Here is an 18,580-nt window from a genome sequence, read left to right on the forward strand (position 1 = left end):
AAGTTTCAGCACGCAATTGAAGTGATTAAATCAGTAGTTCCAACTATTCCATAATAAAGACCTGTAACTGCCAGCCCCCCCTGATTTTGCCCCTTCCCCCTCCATCACTATGAGTTTCAAACAAGGAAAATCACAAGGATGTCCCGAATGGTATGTAAAGATGAAATGTTTTTCACCGCTTTTAAAACCTGATGCTAAGGAGTGTCGTCTATATTGATGAGGTGGGGAAAATTGATACGAAAACAACGATCACAACCTTCTACATATGAACCCGAAGTTCAAGCGGAAAAAAGATTAGAAATGTGGATCCAGGAGTATGGGCATGATTTGAAATGGCTCGCGTACTCTTACGTTAAAGATTATTCCACCGCAGAGGATATCACCCAGGAAACGTTTATTAAAGCATATCAGAAATATTCGACCTTCAAACAAGAATCATTGATTAAAACTTGGTTATATAAAATCACTATCAATTTATGTAAGGATCATTTGAAAAGCTCCTACATGAAGAGAGTTGTAAGAAAAGGGGCAGAACTGTTCCGATCCATCCCCTCTTCAAAAGAAACACCGGAAGAGTTCCTTTTACAAAAGGATGAAGATGAGGCTTTATTGGGACAAGTCCTGAAATTAGAAGATAAGTATAGAGAAATCATCATTTTATACTACTTTGAAGAATTCGACATCAAAGATTTGGCGCAAGTATTGAACACAAGCCCTAACACAGTCAAGACCAGACTCCGCCGGGCACGCCAACTTCTCCAAGAACGATTGACAGCGGAAGGGAGTTCCCAAAGTGAGTGATATAATGGATCGCAAATTAAAAAAAATGAACCAAGATGTAAAGTACTGTCAAGTTCCATTCGACCGCAGGCACATGCAGAGGTCTGTCCTTCATTCTTTAAAAAGGAAACGTATCAGAAAGGTCAGTCGGCTGAAAAAAATTGCACCACTTCCTATATTCATGACCCTTTTGTTTACTGGGCTGCACTTATTTTCACCCGCTTCTCCCCCAGCATCCGAGCAGGCATCCTTATTGCCTGAAAAAAGCACGGCTGCTGAATTGAAGTCAGTCACTCATGCCTCAAAGGCTTCACATACTAATGGTCAATCAGCAGTTCCTCCATCGAACAACACTTCAATGATGGTGCGGGAGACGTACGTTATCCATGAAGATGAACAGTTTGTCCAAACAGGCAACCGAATCCCTAAGGAACAATTAGGAGAGGTCGTGGGCACAATCGAACATAAGCCCCCTACCGAAAATCAGAACAAGCTGGAATCTGTAACTGCATTTCTACCAAAGACCAAAATCTATAAAATCAAAGGTTCCGAAGGTGAAAACAGCATCGCAATCCAGAGTTGGAGAAGTACAGGTGTGGGTTCTACTTCCATTAGTAAACAGGGATATTTCATCTTTGAAAAGTCACGCCCCATGAAGAACGCCCAATAATCACCCTCTATCAAACCTTTATATAAATTGAAAGCCGCTGGCCAAACTATGCCCTGCGGCTTTCTTCTTTTTTCTCCAAATAATTTTTAAAATGATCTAAAGATTCATAGATGTCTTCTTTTATCTTGGGGTTGTAAAAGACAGCCGCCGGATGGTATAAGGGGATGATTGTAAACGATTCCTCAGTCTTTTCCCATCCCTGGCTGGTTGAACTTTTCATGACAGGGGTCTGGATAACTTTACCGAGCACTTCACTGATTTTGCCTTTACTCCCCGTCAATCGTTCATAAGCAACTCCTCCTAATGCGATAATGACTTCAGGCTTCATCTGCTGAATCTGATAATCCAAAAGCGGAGCATGGGCCATAATTTCTTTCTGGTTGGGTTTTCGGTTGCCTTTCCTCTTTCCACCACTTCCTTTTTTATTCGTTTCCACCCATTTATAAGGCCTGCTTCTGACTACACTCGTAATATAGACATCTTCTCTATCCAAACCGACGTAAGACAACTGCTTATCCAATTCGTCTCCGGCTCTGCCTATAAAGGGCACACCTTTTACTGCCTCGTTTTCACCAGGAGCTTCTCCCACGATCATAATATCTCCTTCTTCATTTCCTTTTCCAAGCACAAAACCTTCTACATTGTAAGGCTCCATTCTTTTCTTGGCATCGTTGATCAATTCTTCCGGCCACTCCATCCTTCACCAACCTCTCTATCGTTTCTTTCACCTTTCTTTTCCACTGACCCTTCCCTTTTACACCTCAGCGTTTTTTAGTTTTCAAGATTTATAAAAAGGAGTATCATTTGAAGAGAATGTAAAAAATGACAAATAAATCATGTTAAAGGAGTTCTGTCTTATGGGGAGTATTTCCTCTTTTATTGTTCGATCCCATAAATGGTTGTTAATTATATGGTTGATCTTAATCATTGGCATGGGATACTTCGCCATCCAGCTGCCCTCTTTGCTTGAAGGAGATGGCTTCAGGACAGATGGAGAATTTGAACAGGTTGAAGACGTATTGAATGAAACGTTCGACTTTCCTGAATCAACGCTGCTTCTTTCCTTTGAGAATCAGACGAATCATGAAATCAAAAGTACTTTAGATAAAGTTAATGATCTTGGTTTAGCATCAAGCATCGATTCTCCATTGGAAGATGAGTCAATGATTGAAGGGGAACAGGCTTATGCAGCCATACATTTCAGAGAGCAAACATCGGATATGTCCTCTATCATTAAGGCGATCGAAAAAATCACCGCATCCAATGAAGGGACAGTACTTACAGGAGCACCTGTCATATCAGAGGATATCAATAAAGCTAGTCAGGAAGATTTGAAGCGCGCTGAATTAATTGGTTTGCCTGTAGCATTGATTATTTTATTACTCGCCTTCGGTACTGTGATCGCTTCGCTGCTACCGTTGATTATCGGAGCCGTGACGATCATCACTGGTTTCGGTATCCTGGCAATCGTAGGAGAAGACACTCAATTATCAATTTTTATACTTAATATCGCACCCATGATCGGTTTGGCTTTAAGTATTGATTTTGCACTTCTCTTCATAAATAGATACCGGGAGGAATTAGCCAAACAGGAAAAAGCGAACGCCCTGATGACGACCATCGAAACTGCTGGAAAATCAATCATTTTTTCAGCTCTCTGTGTTTTCATCGGGCTTGCCGCAATGGTCGTTATTGAAGTGGACATTTTCACAAACATCGCTATAGGGGGAACAGTGGTTATTGTGGCTGCCGTCCTTGCCTCATTGACCCTCCTCCCTTCCTTATTATATATTCTGGGGCCAAAAGTGAATAAATGGCGCATAATCCCGACAAATAAAGATACAACACCACGTTGGAGAAAATTCGCTCAAAGTATCATGAAGCGCCCGGTTACCATTACGTTCGTCGCGCTCATCCTATTGATTATCGGTATAATTCCGATTACCAATATGAACCTATCGATACCAACAATCGACGCGCTCCCGGAAAGTTACGATTCTCGCTCAGCATATGAAACAATAGACAAGACTTTTATGGATAACCAGGAAAGTACCGCATATATCATCGCTACCAATGAAGGGGATTGGTTGGAAAAAGAAGGCCTTCAGCAAATGAAAGAATTACAAGATGAACTCACAGATCCAGAAATCGTTGCTTCCGTACAAACTCTCTACACAGCAAGTGAGTTGGAAACAGCGGATGAATTGGCGGCTACTCTTGAGCAGCCTCCTCGCAAAGAGCAGCTTGAACCCGTTATAAATCAATTCATTTCAGGAAATAAGTTAATGATCCCTGTCAATTTGACGGTCCCTGCAAATTCATCTGAAGCCCAGGACTTAATGACAGACTGGTCTTCACAAGAGTGGGAGGTTTCCATGATGTTTGGAGGGCAACCTAAATTCAATCAGGAAATTTACACAGAGATTTCTGAAAAAATCGGACTGACTTTAGCTATCATCCTCATTTCTACCTTCATCATCTTGATGATAGCTTTCCGTTCAATCATTATTCCACTGAAGGCCATTTTAATGAATATCATTGGGCTTACCTCAACTTTCGGTGTACTCGTATGGATTTTCCAGGGTGGCCAATTCGGGTTGAATGAAGCAGATATCGCTTTGATTTTACCTGTGATCGTCTTCAGCCTTGTATTCGGCCTGAGTATGGACTATGAAGTCTTTCTGATTTCAAGAATCCACGAATTCTATTTAGAAAATGGAGATAATACGAAAGCCACTGTCGAGGGGCTGGCCAGTACAAGTAAGATTATTACATCTGCAGCCTTGATTATGATTGTGATAACTGGGGCATTCGCTTTTACAGGAGTCGTGCCGGTCAAGCAAATCGGAATCGGAATCGCCATTGCTATATTCATTGATGCAACCATCATCCGGCTTCTTCTCGTTCCGAGTTTAATGAAGCTTTTAGGCGATTGGAACTGGTGGTTACCTTTTCGCAGTAAAAAACAGAAACAACGAGATATAGCTAAGTAAAAAAAGCGGCCAAATGGGTGGCCACTGAAAACTTTTCTCTATCTAGAGTAACTATTAATGTTTGTTGCTGCTTCTCACGAATCGCTTGTCGGTGGATGCTTGCCGGCGGGCACGGCCTCAGCTAACTTGGTCAAGAAGATCACTTAACCAAGTTAGCTGAGGCTCGCGCTGTTCCCGCAGGCGTCACCACCGAACGCTCATCGTGGAATCAACAGTGTTCAATCTGAAAAGAGGGATTTTCTTTTATTTAGGCTCTGTTAAATGTCAGTGTAGATTTTTTGAAACTCCCTATTGTGTATGACTCAGTTTCGAGACTTCAGTGAGAGTTTAGGGGCTGCGGGAAAAGGTTCCCGTTCCATGGTGCAGGCGCTGAGCCTACTCGGATTTCAACTCGGCTTCTTATTTGGTGCATAACTCCCAAAAGTTTCAGTTCTTCAGCAGCCTCCCAAAAGGCTGCTTTTCACTTGATTTGAAAGACAAGGTAGGTAGTAACAAAATAACTCACAATGATCACTACTGAAGGAAGCAGATAATTCCAGGCACTCACTTTTTTCCTGGTAATGCTATAAATGATCAACAGGATGAAGATGATAGATGCAACCCCAGTAATTATATTCGCAGGCGACGACTCTTCCAACAAGTTGCCTCGGAAGTAAATAAGATCTGTAAGCGCTAATATCATCAAGTTGAAAGCATTACTTCCAAGCAGAGAACTGATGCCCAAATTGAAGTTCCTTAATTTCAAGGCGGTCCCTACACTTACGGCATCAGGCAGGGACGTACTGATTGCGACAAGAAAAGCACCAATGAACGAGGCTCCTATCCCCGTAATTACGGAAATTCTTTCAGCTGTCACCGTTAGGACACTGCCAATCAGCATGATAGCAACAGCTGCTAATATAAATCGTATTAACACTTGTTTATACGTATATTCATTATATCTTCCACTTTTATTTTTAACTTTTCTCCCTTTGTATTCTGTGCGGTCATTAATAAATTTTGAACCGATGAAATAAAGAAGAATCACAGCTATAGAGGTGTAACTGATATGAAAGATATGCGTAGGGAGAGTCAGACTTAATCCAGCAATGACAATCAATGTCATCAGAATAACCAGCCAACCATACAATTTACTCTCAACAGTAGCATGGGTCAGGATTTGATAGCGACGATAAACGATATCAAAAATGGCGAGTCCCATTATATTAAATAAATTACTCCCTATGAGATTACCAACTGCTAAATCAGGGCTATCAATAATGATCGCCGTCACACTTGACGTCAACTCCGGAAGAGAAATGGCTATCCCTATGACAGCCCCCATAAATGTAGAGGAAACTCTACTTTTTTCCTTCACTGCATCCCCGAAAATCGAAAGCCTTGATGCAATAAAAAATGTACTGATTCCTGATATGAAAAATAGAGCAAAAACAACCCAATCGCTCATCCGACTACTCCTTCACTATGACTTCACGTTTCGCACATTTTTCAACCATTCCCCCCAAACATATTAGGTAAACAGGAACAAATATACAACCTCTGGCAAAATTAAACCCCTTAGAAATAGGCTATCTCCTAAGAAAAGGGACCGTGAAGGGCAACTAAAATGAACCGACCTATTCTAAATCTTATAAGGCTAATGTAATCCGCGAGACTCACGAGTCGGCATTTTATAATCTTCTGAACCATAGAAAAGACCAGCTTCAGTCTGCTGGTCTTTTGACAATTACTGATGTACAGGTCCACTTTCTTTTTCTTTAATCAAATCTGCTGTCAACTGACCAGACAAGGTGACCATCGGAACTCCCCCACCAGGGTGAGTCGATCCACCGACAAAGTATAGACCTTCAAACACTTGGCTCTTAGATGGGATTTTAAAGCCACCATTAGATTTACGATCAGCTGCTATTCCATATATGGACCCCCCATTAGGACCATAGAGCGTTTCCAGGTCTTCAGGAGTAAAGCGGTATTCGAATTCAATCGAATCTCTCAATCCTTTCATTCCATTACGTTCAAGTTTATCTAATACGATTTCGCGATATTGATCCCAATCGGTTGGTTTCTGGTTTTTATTCCCAAGTGGTGGCACATGAGTCAACACAAACAAGTTGTCTTTGCCTTCCGGCGCTTGCGTCTCATCAGAACGGGCGGAAATGCCAATATAAATCGTCGGATCATCTGCCGGTTTTCCTTGTTCAAAAATTTGCTTGAATTCCTTTTCAGGGTCTTCGGAGAAGAAGAAGTTATGATGCTTCAGATCCTCATATTGGCGATCGGTCCCTAACAATAGAACAAGTCCAGAGACCGTCGGGTTAAATTTCTTCGCTAAAGACTTCACCTCTTTTTTAACTTTTGAAGTTTGAGGGGCCAGTCTGCGATAAGCGGGTATGGCTTCTAAGTTAGAAACGACAATGTCCGCTTCATGAACCGTCCCTTCTTCTGTTTCCACACCAATCACTCGATCGCCTTCGACGGCAAGTTGCTGGATAGGTGTATTTAATTGGACTTCTACACGCAGTTCTTTCATCAAACGTCCCATTGCTTCTGCAATCTTATACATGCCGCCTTTGACGTAATGGACACCAAGACCGAGCTGAACGTATGCTAACTGATTTAATATTGCCGGGGCTGCATATGGATTGGAGCCGACATACATGACCATATAATTGAATAGTTGCTCTAAATACTTGTTATTCAAATGTTTATCGGTAGATTCAGCTACAGTATTCATCGGGTCCATCTGGAACAATTCCCTCAATTTATGATGGCTCTTCAAATCTTTCAAGTCTTCGATGCTATACTTATAGAAGCTCTTCATACACAACTCATACATGTCTTGACTGTAAGATAGAAAGTCTGTCAAACTTCGGTTCGGGCGCTCTGTGACCTTTGCCATTTCATCGAGCATATCAGGCAAATCACTGGTCACGTCCAAAGAAGTGCCATCCTCGAAGAACGTCCGCCACTGCGGTTCTACGCGTTCCACTGTTATGTAATCCTCAAGGCGACGGTGGACACTGGCAAACAACTGTTCCAAAACCCATGGCATTGTCAAAATGGAGGGGCCTGTATCAAAGGTGAATCCTTCCCCTTCACGACGATTCAACTTACCGCCTATGTTGCTGTTTTTCTCTATGACCTTCACTTCATAACCATCGGCCGTCAACCGAATCGCTGCTGACATTCCACCCAATCCTGCACCTACAACAATCGCCGTTTTCTTTTTCAACCCATCCACCTCCGGATTTAATAAATAAAAGGAATCAACCGGTATCGTGTTCGACACCAATCCTTATATTTCTCTCCATGCTCTTCCACTAACATCGCTTCTTCCAAGTTGATTCTATGTAGTAAAGCATAAGTAACCAACCACCCACAAAGGAATGCTGTGATAAGGTTTCCTACCCCTAAACAAAACCCGATGATAATAAAAAACAACCCTGTATACAATGGATGTCTCAATAGACGATATGGACCTGAACTTATCAGACGATCGCCTTCCTTCACCGATACATCCCGTGTGAACTGATCTTTCAGATGAAGGATACCCCAATATCGCAGGGAAACTCCACCTGCATATAAAAATAAACCAACCCACCATATCCAAGTTACCGTGAGAATCCCAAAATCCAATTCCCGCATAATCAAAGAAGAAGTTATGGCCGAAACTACGGCCGCAAGAATGAGGGGAAAGGAACGGCGCTCCAAGGAATCGTCCCCCTCTGCCGAGCGGCGATTGCGAAATACAATGAACTCGGCTAACCAAAAGAAGGTAATAACAAGGAACAAAACGTCAAACAAACTCATGTATAAAAGTCCCTGTCTGTGACCATTCCAATCATCCTTTCCCCTGCCTTCTTCCATAGCTGCTACACATAACTCTTCCCTTCCGCCACGTGGGATAAACCGTGACCAGATGTTTCGAAACTTGCGTGTGTTCAATGAGGTATTTATGATGAAGAAGGAGGCGATCACAGATGGACACACTTTATTGGTTTTTCATCATCTCAGTAGTCATAGCCACCTTCTTCGTCATATTCAAGAAAATGACAAGGTTTACCTATTGGACGATGGCTGTCATTGCCATCCTATATATAGGAATATTGATGCTCAGTTTTCTCGATAATTTTTGAAGTTAAATCAAAGCCCTTTTCGCTGCTTATTAATCGCTTCTCTGATATGGTACAGCTCAGCATACATAGCTGTCGCATATACGCTGATGATACTTAAAAACATGGCCAGGACGAACACCGCTCCATCGAGTCCGAAACCGAGTACGGAAGTAAAGCCAACTATTGCACCTATAATGATTCCTATTCCTGTTAACAACATGATTTTTTGCAACGTCACTGAATAAAACATCCAATCACCTCTTCCAAGTAATCTATCTTCTACTATACCCATCAGTGCTTATGGTTACACGTTGAAGCAAGAGGTTCCGGTGCAGAGACACCATATATATTTGATACTTCTATTCTCTTTTTCAAACATAAAACCCTTTTCCGGGGAAAAATTAATGACAAAACGCCCTCCTTATACAAGTAAGGCGTTTTGTCATTTTTCATCTCCGTATGAATCGTCAGGGACATTTTCACCTGGATCAAAAGTGGAAGCGCATTGGTCAGCTCGACATGCTTAAGCACATCTGCAGGCGCTGAATTTGATTGCGGCTTATGTAGAAAGCGACATCCACAGGCAGGAATTTTCAATTTCCTTGATTATAAAAAAAGTGCAACCATTAAAGTGGTTGCACTTTTTCCTATGATATAAAAACATTTAAGCTTCAGCAGTGCGTGAGTCTTCTTCTAGCCCATGTTTTTTCTCTGTTTCAGCCACCACGACGGCACAGGCTGCATCACCCGTGATATTAAGCGCAGTACGCGTCATATCAAGAAGACGGTCGATACCGATGATTAATGCAATTCCTTCCACCGGTAGAGAAACTTGGTTCAATACCATTGCAAGCATGATCAAACCTACACCCGGAACACCCGCTGTTCCGATACTTGCTAATACAGCCGTCAGAACGACCATAATCAATTGAGCAAAGCCTAAGTCTGAACCATACACTTGCGCAATGAAAATTGTCGCAACACCCTGCATGATTGCTGTACCATCCATGTTAATGGTTGCACCCAGGGGTTGTACGAAACTGCTCACTGGTTTCGGCACGTTCAAATTCTCTTGTGCCGTTTTCATGGAGATCGGCAGTGTCGAGCTGCTGCTTGATGTACTGAATCCGACGGTCATAGCCGGGAAGAAACCTTTGAAGAACTTAACAGGACTCATCTTACCAAAGAATTTAACCGCTGATCCATAAGTCACTATCGCATGTATGAATAACCCGAGTATAACGACGACCATATACATGAGCATTCCCTTCATACCATCTATACCCATGGTCCCGATGGCTGAAGCCAATAGACCGAAGGCGCCGTATGGAGCGAAACGCATGATTAAGTTCACAAGGAACATCATGATTTCGTTACCTTGATCAATGATTTTGTAAATCCCTTCGGTTTTCTTACCGAGCATTGCCAATGCAAAACCGATGAAAATGGAGAAAGCAATTATTTGAAGCATATTCCCTTCCACCATAGATTGAATAGGGTTCGTCGGAATGATATTCGTAAACGTTTCAACGACTCCTGGAGCTTCTTCAGCTTCATACTCTGCACCGGCAGGATCGATATCGATGTTACCGGGCTGGAAAAGGTAGGCCAGGGAAATGGCAATAGAAATGGCGATCGTTGTAGTAGCAAGGAAAAAGGCGATCGTTTTTCCACCGATTCTTCCAAGTTTTTTTGGATCACCTAAAGAAGCAGTACCTAAAGTAATGGAAAAGAATACGATTGGTACGACCAGCATTTTAATAAGATTCAAGAATACGGTCCCTAACGGACTGAACACATAGGCATCAAGTGTTGTAAATAAATCCGGGGCGGCAAGGTGTAAAACAATACCGACAACCGCACCAAGTATCAGGCCAATAAAAATCTTGGTTGTTAACTTCATGACGTTACCTCCTACAAAACATTATGAAAACGCTTTCTTGTTATTTTGTTTTAAAAGACTAAAGCAGAAAAATAATAGAAGATGGCATGAAATAGGACACGCCAAAAAAGCACTAAAAGGCTTACAACTTTGGGTTTGATATCAGTGAGTCTATTGGATGGGATCTTGCTCGACTCTCAGATAATGGTTGCAGCCTACGCGGGATGAAAACGTGCTTTTTAAATTATAGCACACACTTTTTAAATGGTGAATAGAATTTAATGCCAGTTAACCATACAACTAGTATACAAGAGGTGAAAATTATTTTTGTGTGGCCAATGAATCCGTGTGTTTAATAGTCCTCTGTAAATTACGGGAATATTTAGAATTAACGACAAATTCATACCTTCTGGTTTTGAGATAGGATGTTCATAGGCTGGGGGTCTCTTCATCTATTTATCACAAAGGTCCAGGGAAACGATATGGCTCAGAGTAATTTGTTTCCCCGCCCCTTCACCTCCCCAAAAATCACTTCACAGTGGTTGAACCAAGACTTTTTTGGAAGAAAATCCATACTGAAGTTTTAAAAGCTATTCCTTCATGCCTCGATGGCTAGTGTCAATTGATTGATGATATCTTCACTATCCTCAATTCCGATAGATAATCTGATGACATAATCATTAATACCGATATTCTCTTTTTCTTTCTCCGATAGAGCTCGATGGGAAGTCCTTACAGGATAAGATATTGTAGTCTCTACCCCTGCCAGTGTCGGTGCTATCTTAATCCACCCCAGTGATTGAAAAAAGGTTTCCACATTTACTTTTTCATCTAATTCAATCGTAACAATAGCCCCATGGCCGCGATCAGATACATATTCCGGGTAATACACCGTACGCACACCCGCATGTTTTTTCAAAGCTTTCGCTACTTGCTCTGCATTAGTGGACTGTTGTTTCATCCGCAGGCCTAAGGTTTTGGCTCCTCGTTGAGTCAACCACGCCTCGAACGGGCTTAAATTTGCACCCAACGTAACCACTTTACTTGTCGCTTCCTGAACAAGCATTTGATCACCTACGAGCACACCGCATGTAACATCACTATGCCCGCCAATATACTTTGTCCCGCTATGAACGACGAGATCGATTCCTGATGTGTACGGTTGAAGAAGATAAGGGGTGGCGAACGTATTGTCGACCATTGTCTTCAAACCTTTTTCCTTAGCTAACTTCACCAACCCTGCTAAATCCTCCACCCGTAAAAAAGGATTAGAAATGGACTCAGTATAGAGGAGCCTTGTATTCTCCTGTACCGCTTCTTCCACCTCTTCCAACTCTGCAAACGATACCATCGTTACATCAATACCGAATGTAGAAAGCTCTTTAGTGATCAGCTTGTGAGTACCTCCATACAAGTCTTCTGCAGCAATAATATGATCACCTGGTTTAGCCACAGAAAGGATACCAGCTAGAATTGCTGACATTCCAGATGAAGTGGCTACTCCTGCTGGTGCTTCTTCTAATTGAGCCACAGTCCCTGACAGTTCATCTGTGTTCGGGTTTCTCTCCCTCGTATATAGATATGGACTATCCCCTTCGTAGTAGCTTTCGAGATGATCCAAATCTTTGAATGTGAAAGCTGATGTTTGATAAATCGGGGTGCTCTTACTATTTGGGACCTGCTGCTGATCCAGTTTATGGTGGACAACTTTTGTATCGAATGATGATTCTGACATGATTCGTCTCCTTTCACTTTCCTATCGCTTAATGAAAAATTATATCGATATACATAGATTAATGTCAAAGTTTTTCGACATATTCACAGATGGATTGAATAATAAAACGTTCATAACCAACTTCATGTGGAACAAAATCTTTCTTGACCAAATCGATCGAGTGCTCTGAGAGCAGTGATACGCCAGATATCCTCCTACACTCTCCTGTAACTAAATAAGAAAATTGTTCTAGAGGTACCCTTACAATATCCTGGACCTCATTACCAATGTCGAAGTCCAAAGCTGATGTGTATCGGTGGAAATGAACATGGCAAATCTCTTTGTCAATAAATGTCCCTTCTTTTAACACTTCTTTAAAGACTCCGCCCTTTTTGACTTGCTCTGCCTTCAATTCGAGACCCAGTTCTTCTTTAATTTCTCGCAAACCTGCTTTCATAAGATTTTCTTGCGCTTCAATATGCCCTGCTGCAGTAATATCAAACAAATCAGGGAAATCCTTTTTCTCACTAGAGCGCTGTTGGAACAAGAGATATATCTTCTTATCTTTCTGTTCAAAAAACCAACAATGGAAGGTTTCATGCCACTCACCATCTCTATGCACCTCATCACGGTCTTTTATCCCTGTGGGTTCCCCCTCGTTATTGAAAACCGTAAGCATTTCTTTCATAGCTATTCCCCTCCCCTTCCATGCTGGCTATCATCATACCATGTCAATCGTTTTATAATTTCTCACTTAAGCTCCCCATGCACAAAAAAAGCGTAAACCTTAAAGGCTTACGCACTGGGCTGGAACAGGCTTACTGAAAAAATAACCCTGGTATTCATAACACCCTTTTTGCTTCAAATAAGTAATATGTTCCTGTTGCTCTACGCCTTCAGCGATTACTTGGAGGCCAAGACTTTTAGCCATACTAATAATAGCATTGACGATGGCCACTTCAGTGGTGTCCTTGTTAATTTGGTTGATGAAAGAGCGGTCAATTTTGATGGCATCAACAGGAAGGCGGTTCAAATAACTAAGCGAAGAGAATCCTACACCAAAATCATCTAAATGGACTTTAATTCCTTCGGCTCTCAACTGGTTCAATGTGTCGATACTGCGATCGAAGTCCTGGAGTACCATTGTCTCCGTTATTTCGATAATTAAACTTTCTGAATTGATACCCGAGTCTTCCAATGCTTTGAATACTTTTTGCGGGAGGAGGGCATCAGCGAATTGTTGTGCTGACAAGTTAACAGCTATTTTCAACCCTGGTCGTTGATCCTTCATTTGCCACTGCTTTGTTTGAGTGCAAGCTTCCTGCAGTACCCACTCACCAATATCAATGATCATCCCTGTCTCCTCAGCCAGTCGGATGAAATGATAAGGAGATAAAAGACCAAATTCTGGATGGTTCCACCTGATTAATGCTTCATATCCTATCACTTCAAAAGTTTTCCCACAGACTTGAGGCTGATAATGCAGGATGAACTCTCCATTATCCAGGGCGTGATGAAGCGATTGTTTCAAGTCCAGTTCTTCACGTATTTGTTCACTCATACGCGCGTCATAGATTTCATAACGATTTTTACCATTTATTTTCGCCTTATGCATCGCTGCATCCGCATATCTCAAGATGTCTTCCCCGCTTTCCTCACCGTGAGAAGAGAATGTAATTCCAATACTCGCTGTACTGTAAAACTCTTTTTGATTAATGATAAACGGCTGCCTCATCGAATGAATAATGTGGTCACTTACTTCACATACTTCATCGATAGTAGAAACATTGCGTAACCACACGACAAATTCGTCACTGCTGATTCGTGAAATGACACAATCCTTTTGCGCAAAGGTCCGCCGCAAGTACCGAGCAAACTGACGCAGCAAATCATCCCCTCTAGCATGCCCCCATGAATCGTTGATCATCTTGAAATTATCGATATCAATTAATAGTAACGCCACGTATTGTCTCACGTTACTGGGGGATAGAAGTTCTTCTTTAAGTAGTTTGGAGAAATATGTCCTTGTAACAAGGCCTGTGAGTGGATCATATCTGGATAACATTCGCAGTTTATTTTCTGCCTGCATACGAGATAGTTCATTAGCAATCCGGTCCGCAAAAACTTGGAACATAGCCTTGCTCAGTGGTCCACTTGTTTGTGTTTTGTGATCCATGATGGCAAAAATACCGATGACTTCTCCTTCTGAATTTAAAAGAGCTTTGCCTAAATAACTTTCCACATGATACTCGCGAATCAACTGGTCACCCGGAAACCGAGTTTTTACATCACGGGGGAAATAGCAGTCATAGGACGCTACCACCTGCTCACACGGTGTTCCCTCTAATGTGTAGGTCAATCCCGAGGTCACCTCTCCTTTGTGAAACAAGGAGATCGCCGTGACTTCTTCTTTATCCACACCAGTCAATTCACCAATCAAAACGGTATCCACATCTAAAATATCAGCTAAATATTTTACAAGAAAATCGAAAAAGGCCTGGCCATTGTAAGATAAAAAGGCATCCCCGATCTCTATAATTCCTTTTTTGATTTTGACCAGCTCAGACTGATATATGCCATCAGGGGCTGCTACTCCTGTATACCCGGCCACTACCCCTTGATTGTTATAAAAAGGTGTAACAATATCCTTCACCCAACGGTACCCTTTTCCTACCCTTAACCGGTAATCCAGGTGGATGGAACTCCGTGCTTCCTCAATCTCTTTCGTCCGATACAAATAGTGCACGTCATCCTTATGAAGCATCGTTTTTATCTCTTCCATATCTAATACTTCTCTCTCTAAACGGAGGTCCTTTCTCAACAGTGAACTTACATACATCTTTTGTTCATTCAAATCAAAAAACCAGATAGGTATGGAAAGCTGTTTGAGCGTACCCCAAGGATGTTCCATTGTCTGAGCCATTCCGTTCACCTACTCCAAAAATTATTAATTCCATCTATCCTAAATATCGGAAAATTTATATCAAAGTTTAATTCAGTACTGATAAGGAATACTACCCATGAAGGAGGGAACTATTATGGAGGAGAGAAAAACACGACGCGGAAAAGTAGAACAAACAAATGAAGCTGCTGAAATTTTCAATAAATCAATGCGCTTCAATAGGGCATTCATCCCCGACCAGGAAGATGAACAAACGGAAGATCATTCTGAAAGTGACGCCCTATATCATCATTATTCAGATAAACCTGAATGATCCGTGGTTTCCCATCAAGGGGCCACTTTTTTTATGAATTTTTTACGATAGACCCTATTAATCCGAAAATTCTGTTATCATTGAACCAATAATGATACATTTTTTTACATAGTTTTATTACGATAGCAGAAAGGGTATTTACATATGAACAAATGGAAAACAATATTGATTGTATCTTCTCTCCTCATTTTTGGAATCGGGACTTATTTATATACAGGAGATAGTGAAGGTAAATTGACACATGGTAGAGATTCGCAGCCTATGAGACAAGCGAAAGCTGTAGATATGGACGACTTGCCATTAGAATGGACGGAAGTGGAAAGTTTTGAAGAAGTTCAATCTTTTTATGAAGAACGAGTGCCCGGTCTGGCTCTTGCACGTGAGGAAGGATTGACAACTCTCCCAGGAGAGTCCACTCCAATTAAAGATCGCGATGGCCGGATGCAAATCAATGAAGTATGGCATAACGGCCATACCGTTCAAATCTTCTATAGTATCGACCTATCCACCTTTATCGGGGATGATAAGGAAAAGAATAAGTTTCTTAATCGTCCTCCTTCTTTAGAAGGGATTCATATTGAAGAGTCAGGGGATTTTGAGGAACAAACTTTTTCGACCCATTCAAGAGAATTGCACCCAAGAGATACCGTGGTTTTTGAAAACAGACTGTATAGTATGGTCCAGGCACCTCCAATCACCAACTCCGAATGGGGTTACGAGTATATCCCCGAAGAAATCAAAAATTTCAATCAGGAAATTGCCACATCGTTTGATCTCAGAATGGACGGAGAAACGATTCGTACAGAGCCGCTGCCTGTCCTATATGTACATGACAAAGAAAAACATATCATCGGTCAATATACGACTGACGAAACCTACTCAGAGAACGGAATTACCATTGAACCGATTGAAATCAAGTTAGGAATCGCCTCAAGCCAAGTGAAAATGAGAATTGAGCATGACCAGGCTGACTTCAATCAGTCAGTCCAGGCATTTATAAGGACAGAAACTGGAGAAAAAGTGCCGCTTTCGCATTTTAGTGAACAGGAAGATGGTCTGTATGTAAGTAGTTTTCAACCTTTTCAGGAAATTCCTGAAAAAGTATCCTTGGAATTTGAAGCTATCCACTTAAAAGAAGATAAGCCTTACTCATTCGATGTAGATATGACCCAATTCCAAGGCTTCGATTCAGAAACGAAGATGATTGATGAAAAAGTGGGGGAAGCCTACGGGACTGACATCATTCTCAAACGGGTCAACACCCATGGGGGTCACCATATGGACATGGAACTGAATTTCAAACCTCATTCCAATGACCAAAAAAAGCACTTGGTCGGCGCAGCTCTTGATTATTATCAACAACCACAAGAAACAATGGAAAGGCATGTACAGGTTGAAAGTAACGATGGAGAAACGGTGGAAGGGGATTTTTATGGCCATGACCAACAAGGGAATATCAACTTCGAAGCTGGCAAATTCAGAAATTCCTCGACGTTGTCTATCACGGTAGACCAGATTGTCTATGCTCAATCGATTGATGAATCCTTCGAGTTAGTATCAAAAAATTGACAAAGCAGAGGCTGAAATGGCCTCTGCTTTTCATATGTTCTGAACTTTTTCGTGAATGAAATCTCTGACTGCTTCATTGAAACGATCATAGTGTGTTGCTGGTGTCTGATGAAATGCGTCTTCAATGACCGTCATCTTTGCCTCAGGACAATTTCGATAGTATTTTGCATGCTCATTGATCCAGAATTCTTTACTTCCGTATACGAGTAAAAGGGGTCCTTTTAATTGATTCAATCTACGGCTGCAGTCATAATGGAGCGCGCGGTTGTAATAGGCGTACCAGGCTTCCGGATCCGACTTTGCCATATGCTCATTTAACTCGCGTTTGATGGATGCATCCCTGAAATGGGAATGGCTCAATAGCTTTGCAAGCGACTCTGGACTTTGCTCAATCCATTGCATGCCTCCTAAGAATTCAAAGCGTAATCCACCAGTACCGACCTTTGGAAACCCTCCTGCCAAAATGAGCGCCTTGGTGCGCTCAGGAAAAGTGAGCGCAAATTCCTGGGCTACCATACCTCCACACGAATAGCCGACAATCACGGCTTCATCCAAATGAAGGTGATCGAGCAGCTGAAGGATTTCCATGGCATAAGTACTGATATCCGGGTCTTGTATTACAACCTCTGAATCCCCGTTTCCGCTCAAGTCTGGAAAAATCACACGAAAATCGCGACCTAAATCATGTTGTAATTTGAACACTTTACGCCCCATCCCAGGAGGGTGGATGAATACAAGTGCTTCTCCGTTTCCTTTATCATCATAATATAATTGTTTCCCCGACTTCTCAATATAATAAGGCATGCTCGTCATCCCCTACTCAAAATTTCATGGAGTCTTAGCCTCCCCTTCTTATGGAAATGTATGTATTAAAAACGATTCAAATTATGTCTATTTATTTAACAAGCGCAGGTGCAATTGACACTTGGATTTAAGCAAGCGTACACTAGACATGGTACTTCGATTCTGGAAGGGGAAAATTATGAAATGAAACGATTATTTTTACTCAGCTTATTTGGAACTTTGTCGATTATTCTAGCCGCGTGTGGTTCGAATGAACTTGAAAATACACTGGGGTGGGAAGTTCAACCGTTTGAAGCCACTACCCAGGATGGTGAAAGCTTCTCCACAAAAGACTTGGAAGGAAAAGTGTGGTTGGCGAACTTCATTTTTACAAGCTGTGAAACGATTTGTCCCCCAATGACAAGGAACATGGCAAAAATCCAAGACCAGCTGAAAGAGGAAGGGATCGAAGCTGAAATCGTCTCCTTCAGTGTGGACCCGACCGTAGATACCCCGGATGTACTTAAGAAATTCGGGAAAGAGCACGGAGCTGATTTCAGTAACTGGACATTTGTGACAGAATATACACAGGAAGAAATAAGGGTTTTTGCTGAAGAAAGTTTTAAAACAATGGCCGTGAAAACCGAAGGAAACGACCAAGTGACACACGGTTCTTCTTTTTACCTTGTCGGGACCGAAGGCCAGGTTCTGAAGAAGTATAAAGGCGACGTAGATGTTCCTTACGATCAGATTGTAGAAGATACGAAAATAGCTAATCAATAGCCACTTCCACCCTCCCTCCATAATGGACGGAGGGTTTCGTGTATGAACATGGAAATAAATAACACCTCAAGTCATC

General features: G+C 41.8%; 17 protein-coding genes. 7 read left to right on the top strand and 10 right to left on the bottom strand.

The genetic code is table 11. From position 1 onward, the window contains the following. Window positions 1-231 precede the first annotated feature (231 nt). Window positions 232-801, top strand: coding sequence for a sigma-70 family RNA polymerase sigma factor (locus HLI_RS09725; protein WP_164908532.1), 570 nt, complete (start codon window positions 232-234; stop codon window positions 799-801). Then, window positions 794-1,450: a hypothetical protein gene (locus HLI_RS09730; protein WP_128524799.1), complete on the top strand. Its 657-nt coding sequence runs from the start codon at window positions 794-796 to the stop codon at window positions 1,448-1,450. Before HLI_RS09725 ends, HLI_RS09730 begins: the two co-directional genes overlap by 8 nt. A gap of 46 nt (window positions 1,451-1,496) precedes the next feature. Here the strand turns inward: HLI_RS09730 and HLI_RS09735 are convergent, their stop codons facing one another. Further along, entirely contained in the window at window positions 1,497-2,147 is a 651-nt protein-coding gene (locus tag HLI_RS09735) for a uracil-DNA glycosylase (protein ID WP_128524800.1), read from the bottom strand. Between the two features lie 160 nt (window positions 2,148-2,307). Here HLI_RS09735 and HLI_RS09740 point away from each other — a divergent pair, with 160 nt between their 5' ends. Continuing rightward, window positions 2,308-4,443 carry an MMPL family transporter gene (locus HLI_RS09740; RefSeq protein ID WP_128524801.1) on the top strand — a complete coding sequence of 712 codons (2,136 nt, stop codon included), beginning with the start codon at window positions 2,308-2,310 and terminating at the stop codon, window positions 4,441-4,443. 460 nt (window positions 4,444-4,903) lie between these two features. Here HLI_RS09740 and HLI_RS09745 read toward each other — a convergent pair whose 3' ends face one another. The 3 genes from HLI_RS09745 to HLI_RS09755 all read right to left on the bottom strand — a co-directional run bounded on the left by HLI_RS09745 (window position 4,904) and on the right by HLI_RS09755 (window position 8,253). After that, complete coding sequence (locus HLI_RS09745) at window positions 4,904-5,890, bottom strand: sodium:calcium antiporter (protein WP_128524802.1); 987 nt, start codon at window positions 5,888-5,890, stop codon at window positions 4,904-4,906. A gap of 279 nt (window positions 5,891-6,169) precedes the next feature. Continuing rightward, window positions 6,170-7,675, bottom strand: coding sequence for a phytoene desaturase family protein (locus HLI_RS09750; RefSeq protein ID WP_128524803.1), 1,506 nt, complete (start codon window positions 7,673-7,675; stop codon window positions 6,170-6,172). A gap of 17 nt (window positions 7,676-7,692) precedes the next feature. Further along, window positions 7,693-8,253 (bottom strand): methyltransferase family protein, encoded by a 561-nt coding sequence (locus tag HLI_RS09755; protein WP_128524804.1) that lies wholly within the window; start codon window positions 8,251-8,253, stop codon window positions 7,693-7,695. Between the two features lie 170 nt (window positions 8,254-8,423). Between HLI_RS09755 and HLI_RS21600 the strand changes: the two genes are divergently transcribed. After that, the gene (locus HLI_RS21600; protein ID WP_164908533.1) at window positions 8,424-8,579 is read left to right on the top strand and encodes a hypothetical protein; all 156 of its coding nucleotides are present in this window, start codon (window positions 8,424-8,426) and stop codon (window positions 8,577-8,579) included. Between the two features lie 7 nt (window positions 8,580-8,586). On the opposite strand, the gene HLI_RS09760 is transcribed toward HLI_RS21600, so the two are convergent. The 5 genes from HLI_RS09760 to HLI_RS09780 form a co-directional block, all read right to left on the bottom strand. After that, window positions 8,587-8,808, bottom strand: coding sequence for a hypothetical protein (locus tag HLI_RS09760; RefSeq protein ID WP_128524805.1), 222 nt, complete (start codon window positions 8,806-8,808; stop codon window positions 8,587-8,589). A gap of 414 nt (window positions 8,809-9,222) precedes the next feature. Then, a complete protein-coding gene (locus HLI_RS09765; protein WP_128524806.1) occupies window positions 9,223-10,461 on the bottom strand; it encodes a dicarboxylate/amino acid:cation symporter in 1,239 nt (412 codons plus the stop codon). 577 nt (window positions 10,462-11,038) lie between these two features. After that, entirely contained in the window at window positions 11,039-12,175 is a 1,137-nt protein-coding gene (locus HLI_RS09770; RefSeq protein WP_128524807.1) for a trans-sulfuration enzyme family protein, read from the bottom strand. 64 nt (window positions 12,176-12,239) lie between these two features. After that, entirely contained in the window at window positions 12,240-12,842 is a 603-nt protein-coding gene (locus tag HLI_RS09775; protein ID WP_128524808.1) for an NUDIX hydrolase, read from the bottom strand. Between the two features lie 99 nt (window positions 12,843-12,941). Then, window positions 12,942-15,077: an EAL domain-containing protein gene (locus tag HLI_RS09780; protein ID WP_128524809.1), complete on the bottom strand. Its 2,136-nt coding sequence runs from the start codon at window positions 15,075-15,077 to the stop codon at window positions 12,942-12,944. Between the two features lie 115 nt (window positions 15,078-15,192). On the opposite strand from HLI_RS09780, the gene HLI_RS21605 reads away from it, so the two are divergent. Together HLI_RS21605 and HLI_RS09785 are read left to right on the top strand one after the other, a co-directional pair. After that, window positions 15,193-15,369: a hypothetical protein gene (locus HLI_RS21605; RefSeq protein ID WP_164908534.1), complete on the top strand. Its 177-nt coding sequence runs from the start codon at window positions 15,193-15,195 to the stop codon at window positions 15,367-15,369. Window positions 15,370-15,513: 144 nt separating this feature from the next. Then, on the top strand, window positions 15,514-16,938 hold the full coding sequence (locus HLI_RS09785) for a hypothetical protein (RefSeq protein WP_128524810.1): 1,425 nt from the start codon (window positions 15,514-15,516) through the stop codon (window positions 16,936-16,938). Window positions 16,939-16,968: 30 nt separating this feature from the next. Here the strand turns inward: HLI_RS09785 and HLI_RS09790 are convergent, their stop codons facing one another. Then, the gene (locus tag HLI_RS09790; protein WP_128524811.1) at window positions 16,969-17,742 is read right to left on the bottom strand and encodes an alpha/beta fold hydrolase; all 774 of its coding nucleotides are present in this window, start codon (window positions 17,740-17,742) and stop codon (window positions 16,969-16,971) included. A 183-nt stretch (window positions 17,743-17,925) separates the two neighbouring features. Between HLI_RS09790 and HLI_RS09795 the strand changes: the two genes are divergently transcribed. Continuing rightward, window positions 17,926-18,504: an SCO family protein gene (locus HLI_RS09795; RefSeq protein WP_128524812.1), complete on the top strand. Its 579-nt coding sequence runs from the start codon at window positions 17,926-17,928 to the stop codon at window positions 18,502-18,504. The last annotated feature ends 76 nt before the right edge of the window (window positions 18,505-18,580 follow it).

It is taken from the genome of Halobacillus litoralis, from assembly GCF_004101865.1.
Classification (GTDB): domain Bacteria; phylum Bacillota; class Bacilli; order Bacillales; family Halobacillaceae; genus Halobacillus; species Halobacillus litoralis_A.

What these genes read in the sequence shown, in the direction of transcription:
- HLI_RS09735 (WP_128524800.1), bottom strand. Translation starts at nt 2,147, where the DNA reads ATGGAGTGGCCGGAAGAATTGATCAACGATGCCAAGAAAAGAATGGAG.
- HLI_RS09740 (WP_128524801.1), top strand. Translation starts at nt 2,308, where the DNA reads ATGGGGAGTATTTCCTCTTTTATTGTTCGATCCCATAAATGGTTGTTA.
- HLI_RS09745 (WP_128524802.1), bottom strand. Translation starts at nt 5,890, where the DNA reads ATGAGCGATTGGGTTGTTTTTGCTCTATTTTTCATATCAGGAATCAGT.
- HLI_RS09755 (WP_128524804.1), bottom strand. Translation starts at nt 8,253, where the DNA reads ATGAGTTTGTTTGACGTTTTGTTCCTTGTTATTACCTTCTTTTGGTTA.
- HLI_RS21600 (WP_164908533.1), top strand. Translation starts at nt 8,424, where the DNA reads ATGGACACACTTTATTGGTTTTTCATCATCTCAGTAGTCATAGCCACC.
- HLI_RS09760 (WP_128524805.1), bottom strand. Translation starts at nt 8,808, where the DNA reads ATGTTTTATTCAGTGACGTTGCAAAAAATCATGTTGTTAACAGGAATA.
- HLI_RS09765 (WP_128524806.1), bottom strand. Translation starts at nt 10,461, where the DNA reads ATGAAGTTAACAACCAAGATTTTTATTGGCCTGATACTTGGTGCGGTT.
- HLI_RS09770 (WP_128524807.1), bottom strand. Translation starts at nt 12,175, where the DNA reads ATGTCAGAATCATCATTCGATACAAAAGTTGTCCACCATAAACTGGAT.
- HLI_RS09775 (WP_128524808.1), bottom strand. Translation starts at nt 12,842, where the DNA reads ATGAAAGAAATGCTTACGGTTTTCAATAACGAGGGGGAACCCACAGGG.
- HLI_RS09780 (WP_128524809.1), bottom strand. Translation starts at nt 15,077, where the DNA reads ATGGCTCAGACAATGGAACATCCTTGGGGTACGCTCAAACAGCTTTCC.
- HLI_RS21605 (WP_164908534.1), top strand. Translation starts at nt 15,193, where the DNA reads ATGGAGGAGAGAAAAACACGACGCGGAAAAGTAGAACAAACAAATGAA.
- HLI_RS09785 (WP_128524810.1), top strand. Translation starts at nt 15,514, where the DNA reads ATGAACAAATGGAAAACAATATTGATTGTATCTTCTCTCCTCATTTTT.
- HLI_RS09790 (WP_128524811.1), bottom strand. Translation starts at nt 17,742, where the DNA reads ATGCCTTATTATATTGAGAAGTCGGGGAAACAATTATATTATGATGAT.
- HLI_RS09795 (WP_128524812.1), top strand. Translation starts at nt 17,926, where the DNA reads ATGAAACGATTATTTTTACTCAGCTTATTTGGAACTTTGTCGATTATT.